Annotated in this window: 5 protein-coding genes; 4 read left to right on the top strand and 1 reads right to left on the bottom strand. The window is 73.6% G+C overall.

Translation table 11 applies throughout. The annotated features are described in order from the left end of the window. Window positions 1-66: 66 nt before the first annotated feature. The 3 genes from I4I78_RS29725 to I4I78_RS29715 all read left to right on the top strand — a co-directional run bounded on the left by I4I78_RS29725 (window position 67) and on the right by I4I78_RS29715 (window position 3,280). Window positions 67-768, top strand: a complete 702-nt coding sequence (locus I4I78_RS29725) for a CoA pyrophosphatase (RefSeq protein WP_218614826.1) — start codon at window positions 67-69, stop codon at window positions 766-768. Next, on the top strand, window positions 765-1,964 hold the full coding sequence (locus I4I78_RS29720; protein WP_218614825.1) for a MarP family serine protease: 1,200 nt from the start codon (window positions 765-767) through the stop codon (window positions 1,962-1,964). The genes I4I78_RS29725 and I4I78_RS29720 overlap by 4 nt, the downstream gene beginning before the upstream one ends. A gap of 107 nt (window positions 1,965-2,071) precedes the next feature. Further along, the gene (locus I4I78_RS29715) at window positions 2,072-3,280 is read left to right on the top strand and encodes an MFS transporter (protein ID WP_218614824.1); all 1,209 of its coding nucleotides are present in this window, start codon (window positions 2,072-2,074) and stop codon (window positions 3,278-3,280) included. Window positions 3,281-3,371: 91 nt separating this feature from the next. Here I4I78_RS29715 and I4I78_RS29710 read toward each other — a convergent pair whose 3' ends face one another. Then, window positions 3,372-4,652 carry an adenylosuccinate synthase gene (locus I4I78_RS29710; RefSeq protein ID WP_218614823.1) on the bottom strand — a complete coding sequence of 427 codons (1,281 nt, stop codon included), beginning with the start codon at window positions 4,650-4,652 and terminating at the stop codon, window positions 3,372-3,374. Window positions 4,653-4,832: 180 nt separating this feature from the next. Here I4I78_RS29710 and I4I78_RS29705 point away from each other — a divergent pair. Then, on the top strand, window positions 4,833-5,372 hold a 540-nt coding region (locus I4I78_RS29705), incomplete at its 3' end, for a hypothetical protein (RefSeq protein ID WP_218614822.1).

Here is a 5,372-nt window from a genome sequence, read left to right as displayed (position 1 = left end):
CGACGCTCACACGGCTGGGGGCCTCGTGAGGTTCCCGGTCGACGCACGCCCCACCGCGGAGGCGGCATGACCACGACCCCTGACCCCACGGCCGCTCCGGAGTCACTGCGGCCGCTCGTCGCCGCCGCGGACGGGCTCGACCCGGCCTGGTTCGGTCACCGCCGGACGCCGCCGGAGTCCGGCGGGCGACGGGCCGCGGTGCTGATGCTGTTCACCGACGGCTCCGGAGCCGCGCACGGCGACGGTCCGGACGTCCTGCTCACCGAACGCGCCAGCACGCTGCGCGCGCACGCCGGACAGGTCTCGTTCCCCGGTGGGGCGATCGACCCGGACGACGAGGGCCCGGTCGCCGCGGCGCTGCGCGAGGCCCGGGAGGAGACCGGCCTCGACCCCGGAGGCGTCGTCCCGCTCGCGGTGCTGCCCGAGCTGCTGATCCCGCCCACCGGCTTCCTGGTGACCCCGGTGCTCGCGTACTGGGCGCAACCGGGACCGGTCCGGGTGGTCGACCGGGGCGAGACCGAACGGGTGCTGCGGGTGCCGGTGAGCGCGCTCTGCGATCCGGACAATCGGGTCACCGTGCGCGGGCCCAGCGGGCACGCGGGGCCGGCGTTCCGCACGGCGGGCCTGTTGATCTGGGGCTTCACCGCTGGCCTATTGTCCGCGCTGCTGCATCGTTCCGGCTGGGAACGTCCCTGGGACGCCACCCGTACGGAGGGCCTCGACGAGGCCTGGTCCCGGGCCCGCACCCGACACCAGGAGGCGACATGAGCTGGGTCGACGTCCTGGTCGTCGTGCTGGCGCTGCTGGCCGCGGTGTCCGGCTGGCGGCACGGTGTCGCGGTCGCGCTGCTGTCGTTCATCGGCGTGCTCGCCGGGGCGATCCTGGGCCTGCGCCTGGCTCCGCTGCTCGCGGGCGGCGTCGAGTCGCAGCAGGCCAAGATCCTGATCAGCATCGGCGCGGTGGTCCTGCTGGTCGCGCTCGGCGAGGCGACCGGGGTGTTCTTCGGCCGCAAGATCCGGGACAGGATCCGCGGCGAGAGCGTGCTCAAGGTCGACTCCGCGCTCGGCGCCGGGGTGCAGGCCGTCGCCGTGGTGATCGCCGCGTGGCTGATCGCGCTGCCGCTGGCCTCGACGAGCCTGGCCGGTGTGACCTCGGCGGTGCGCGACTCCACCGTGCTGCGCGGCGTCGACTCGGTGATGCCGGACGCCGCACGCGCGCTGCCGGCCGAGCTGCGCCAGATCCTGGACAACTCCGGCTTCCCGGACGTGGTCAGCCCGTTCGCCCGCACCCCGGTCGCCGCCGTCGGCCCGCCGGACTCCGCGCTGGCCGACTCCCCGGTCGTCGGCGAGGTGCGGGACAAGGTGCTCAAGGTGCGCGGGCGGGCGCCGTCCTGCCGTCGCGCGCTGGAGGGCACCGGGTTCGTCGTCGCCCCGCAGCGGGTGATGACCAACGCCCACGTCGTGGCCGGCACGACCAGCACCAGCGTCGAGGTCGTCAGCAGCTCCGGGCGGACCCGCCAGCTGGACGCGGACGTGATCAGCTACGACGCGGAGATCGACGTCGCGGTGCTCGACGTGCCGGACCTCGAGGCCGACCCGCTGCAGTTCAGCCCGGACCCGGCCCGCGTCGGCGACGACACGATCATCCTCGGCTACCCGCTGGACGGGCCGTACACCGTGACCCCGGGCAAGGTCCGGGAGCGGATCCGGCTGCGCGGCCCGGACATCTACGACCAGGGCAGCGTGACCCGCGACGTCTACACGGTGCGGGCCGTCGTGCGCTCCGGGAACTCCGGCGGGCCGATGATCACCCCGGACGGGCGGGTGCTGGGCGTGGTGTTCGGCGCGGCGCTGGACGACTCGGAGACCGGCTTCGTGCTCACCGCCGAACAGGTCGGCCGGGCACTCAACGTCGCGGCGGACGAGAGCTCGAGGTCCGTGGACACCGGAGGGTGCGCGTCCTGACCCTGGCGTGACACGATCCACGTCCCACGATGTGGATTCGTCTGGCCGACATGTGGGAACGCTCGTAGCGTGACCGGGGAACCCGTACCCGATCGCGAGGAGCCACCGTGCCGCCGACCGACGCCCCGGCCGTCACCCGCACCCGGCGGCGGTGGCTGGTGCTCGGGCTCGGGGTGCTCGCCCAGACGTCGTCCAGCGCGTTCGTCTACGGGCTGCCATTCCTGGTCCCGGTGCTGCGCGACCGTTACGGCCTCTCGCTGGCCGAGGCCGGGACCTACGTGGCCGCGCCGACGGTCGGACTGCTCCTCGCGCTGATCGCCTGGGGTGCGGCGGCGGACAGATGGGGCGAGCGGGTGGTGATCGGCGTCGGGCTGACGCTCTCGTCGTTCGCGATCGCGGCCGTCGCGCTGCTGCCGGGGCTCGGGCACGGCCCGCTGCTCCTGCTGCTGGCCGCCGGCGGTGCGGGTGGGGCGAGCGTGTCCTCGGCGAGCGGCCGGATGGTGATGGGCTGGTTCGGTCGCGACGAGCGCGGGCTGGCGATGGGGATCCGGCAGACCGCGCAGCCCTTGGGCGTCGCCGTCGCCGGGGTGTCGTTGCCGGCGCTGGCCTCGTCCGGCGGCCCGTTCGAGCCGCTGATCCTGCCCGCCGCGCTGTGCCTGGCCTCGGCCGTCCTGGTCGCCGCGCTGGCCCCGGACCCGCCGCGCACCCCACGTGCCGCGGGCGAGGCACGTCCGCGCTCGCCGTACCGCACGCCGGTGCTGTGGCGGGTGCACGCGGCCAGCGCGATGCTCGTCGTGCCGCAGTTCGCGGTGGCCGCGTTCGGTACCGAGTACCTGGTCCGCGAGCAGGGCTGGGGCCTGGCCGCGGCCGGCGGGTTCATGGCGGCGGTGCAGGTCGCGGGTGCGGCCGGACGGATCGGGACCGGCATGTGGTCGGACCGGGTGGGTTCGCGGCTGCGCCCGATGCGCCAGGTCGCGGTCGGCGCCGCGACCGTGCTGCTGCTGTTCGCGCTCGGTGACCTGGTCGCGGGCTGGCTGGCCGTCGTCGCGCTGGCGATCGGAGCGGTCGTCAGCGTCGCCGACAACGGACTCGCGTTCACCAGCACGGCCGAGATCGCCGGCCCGGCCTGGTCCGGACGGGCGCTGGGGGTGCAGAACACCGGGCAGAACATCGTGTCCTCGGCGGTGCCGATCGTGCTCGGCGTCCTGGTCGGGGCGACCGGCTACGCGGCCGGCTTCGCCCTCGCCGCCCTGGCCCCGCTGGCCGCCGTGGCCCTGACCCCGGTCCGCCAGGAACCCACCACGTCCCGCTGGTAACCCTCGCTCACCCCCCGCGTCGTGGAGCCATGACGCGGAATTCGCGACCCACGGGTCGCGTCATGGCTCCACAACGCGAGGGTTCGGCGGGTCAGACGTCGCGGGTGATGGTCTGGTCGCGTCCGGGGCCCACTCCGATGGCGCTCATCGGGGCTCCGGTCAGCTCCTCCAGGCGCAGGACGTAGTTGCGGGCGGCCTGCGGGAGCTCGTCGAACGTGCGGCAGGTCGAGAGGTCCTCGAACCAGCCGGGCATCTCCTCGTAGACCGGGATGGCGTGGTGCAGGTCGGTCTGGGTCATCGGCATCTCGTCGACGCGTCGGCCGTCGATCTCGTAGCCGACACAGATCGGGACGGTGTCCAGGCCGGAGAGCACGTCGAGCTTGGTCAGGAAGAAGTCGGTGATCCCGTTGACGCGCGCGGCGTAGCGGCCGATCACGGCGTCGAACCAGCCGCAGCGGCGCTCCCGGCCGGTGTTCACACCGATCTCGCCGCCGACCTTGCGCAGCCACTCGCCCATCTCGTCGTGCAGCTCGGTCGGGAACGGGCCGGAGCCGACCCGGGTGGTGTAGGCCTTCAGGATCCCGATCACCCGGTCGATCCGGTTCGGTCCGATCCCGGAGCCGACGGCCGCGCCGCCCGCCGTCGGGTTCGAGGAGGTGACGAACGGGTAGGTGCCGTGGTCGACGTCGAGCAGCGTGCCCTGCGAGCCCTCCAGCAGGATCGTCTCGCCGCGCTCCAGTGCCTGGTTCAGCAGCAGCCGGGTGTCCACGATCCGGTCGGCGAACTTCTTGGACTGCTCCAGGACCGTGTCCACGACCTCCTGGAAGTCCAGCGCACGCCGGTTGTAGACCTTGACCAGGATCTGGTTCTTCAGCTCGAGGGCGGCTTCGACCTTCTGGTGCAGGATCTTCTCGTCGAGCAGGTCGGCCACCCGGACGCCGACCCGCGCCACCTTGTCCTGGTAGGCCGGGCCGATGCCGCGGCCGGTGGTGCCGATCTTGGCCTTGCCGAGGTACCGCTCGGTGACCCGGTCGATCGCCACGTGGTACGGCATGATCAGGTGCGCGTCGGCGGAGATCAGCAGGCCGGACGTGTCGACGCCGCGGCGCTCCAGGCCCTCCTTCTCCTCGATCAGCGCCTCGGGGTTCACCACGACCCCGTTGCCGATCACGTTCTTGACGCCCGGGGTCAGGATCCCGGACGGGATGAGCTTGAGCGCGAAGTCCCGGCCGTCCGGGGTGACGACGGTGTGCCCGGCGTTGTTACCGCCCTGGTAGCGCACTACCCAGCCGTACAGGCCGCCGAGCAGATCGGTCGCCTTGCCCTTGCCCTCGTCGCCCCACTGGGCGCCGATCAACACGATCGCAGGCATGTGAGACTCCAGTTCTGCACGCACGTCACGTCCGCGGAGCCCTGGAAAGGACGCCGCGGCGGGGAGGGTAACCGATCAGTGGGTTCGACCGATCCTGAAGCGGTACTGCTGACCTGCGCGAGCGGGCCACCGCACCGTCTTCGGTTCCACGGTATCCGGCGCCCTGCGCAGCGGGAACGGGTGCCCGCCGCTCTGGCCGACGTGCCATCGGTCACCGTCGGGCCGCGCCCCGGACGTGACGAGATCGACCCGGTCCTCGCCGAGCACCCGGGCGCGCGGCTGATCGTGCACGGCACCGACGCCGACCTGGCCGCGGTGCTGGTCCGGCTGCTGCGCAAGGAACGTCTCGGCACCGAGGTCGGGTACGTCCCGGCCGAGCGACGCTCGGTCGCCGCCGCCGTCTGGGGCCTCCCCCGCCGTCACGGCGCCGCCGTCGAGCTCGCCCGGCACGGCGTGGCCGGGCCGGTCCCGCTGATCCGCGACGACGCCGGCGGGGTGCTCGTCGGGCGCGGCGAGATGCGTGACTTCGACGGCGAGGCCTACTGCGACGCGACCCGTGTCCTGCGCGGACGGGTCCGCCGCCTGCTCGTCGACGCCGGCCCGGACGGGGTCTCGGTCCTGCCCGACCGCGGTGTCCTCGCCGCCGTCGGCCGCGCCGTCCAGATCGGCACCAGCGGCGCCCGGGTCACCAGCGACGGCGTCGAACACCCCCGCGAGATC

Origin of the sequence: Pseudonocardia sp. KRD291 (assembly GCF_019263595.1) — a bacterium.
In the GTDB taxonomy this organism is placed as follows: domain Bacteria; phylum Actinomycetota; class Actinomycetes; order Mycobacteriales; family Pseudonocardiaceae; genus Pseudonocardia.
The sequence above is the reverse complement of the archived record's forward strand: the minus strand, read 5'-3'. Positions and strand labels throughout refer to the sequence as shown.

Excerpts from the sequence above, each read along its gene's own strand:
- I4I78_RS29725 (WP_218614826.1), top strand. The coding sequence starts at position 67 with ATGACCACGACCCCTGACCCCACGGCCGCTCCGGAGTCACTGCGGCCG.
- I4I78_RS29710 (WP_218614823.1), bottom strand. The coding sequence starts at position 4,652 with ATGCCTGCGATCGTGTTGATCGGCGCCCAGTGGGGCGACGAGGGCAAG.
- I4I78_RS29720 (WP_218614825.1), top strand. The coding sequence starts at position 765 with ATGAGCTGGGTCGACGTCCTGGTCGTCGTGCTGGCGCTGCTGGCCGCG.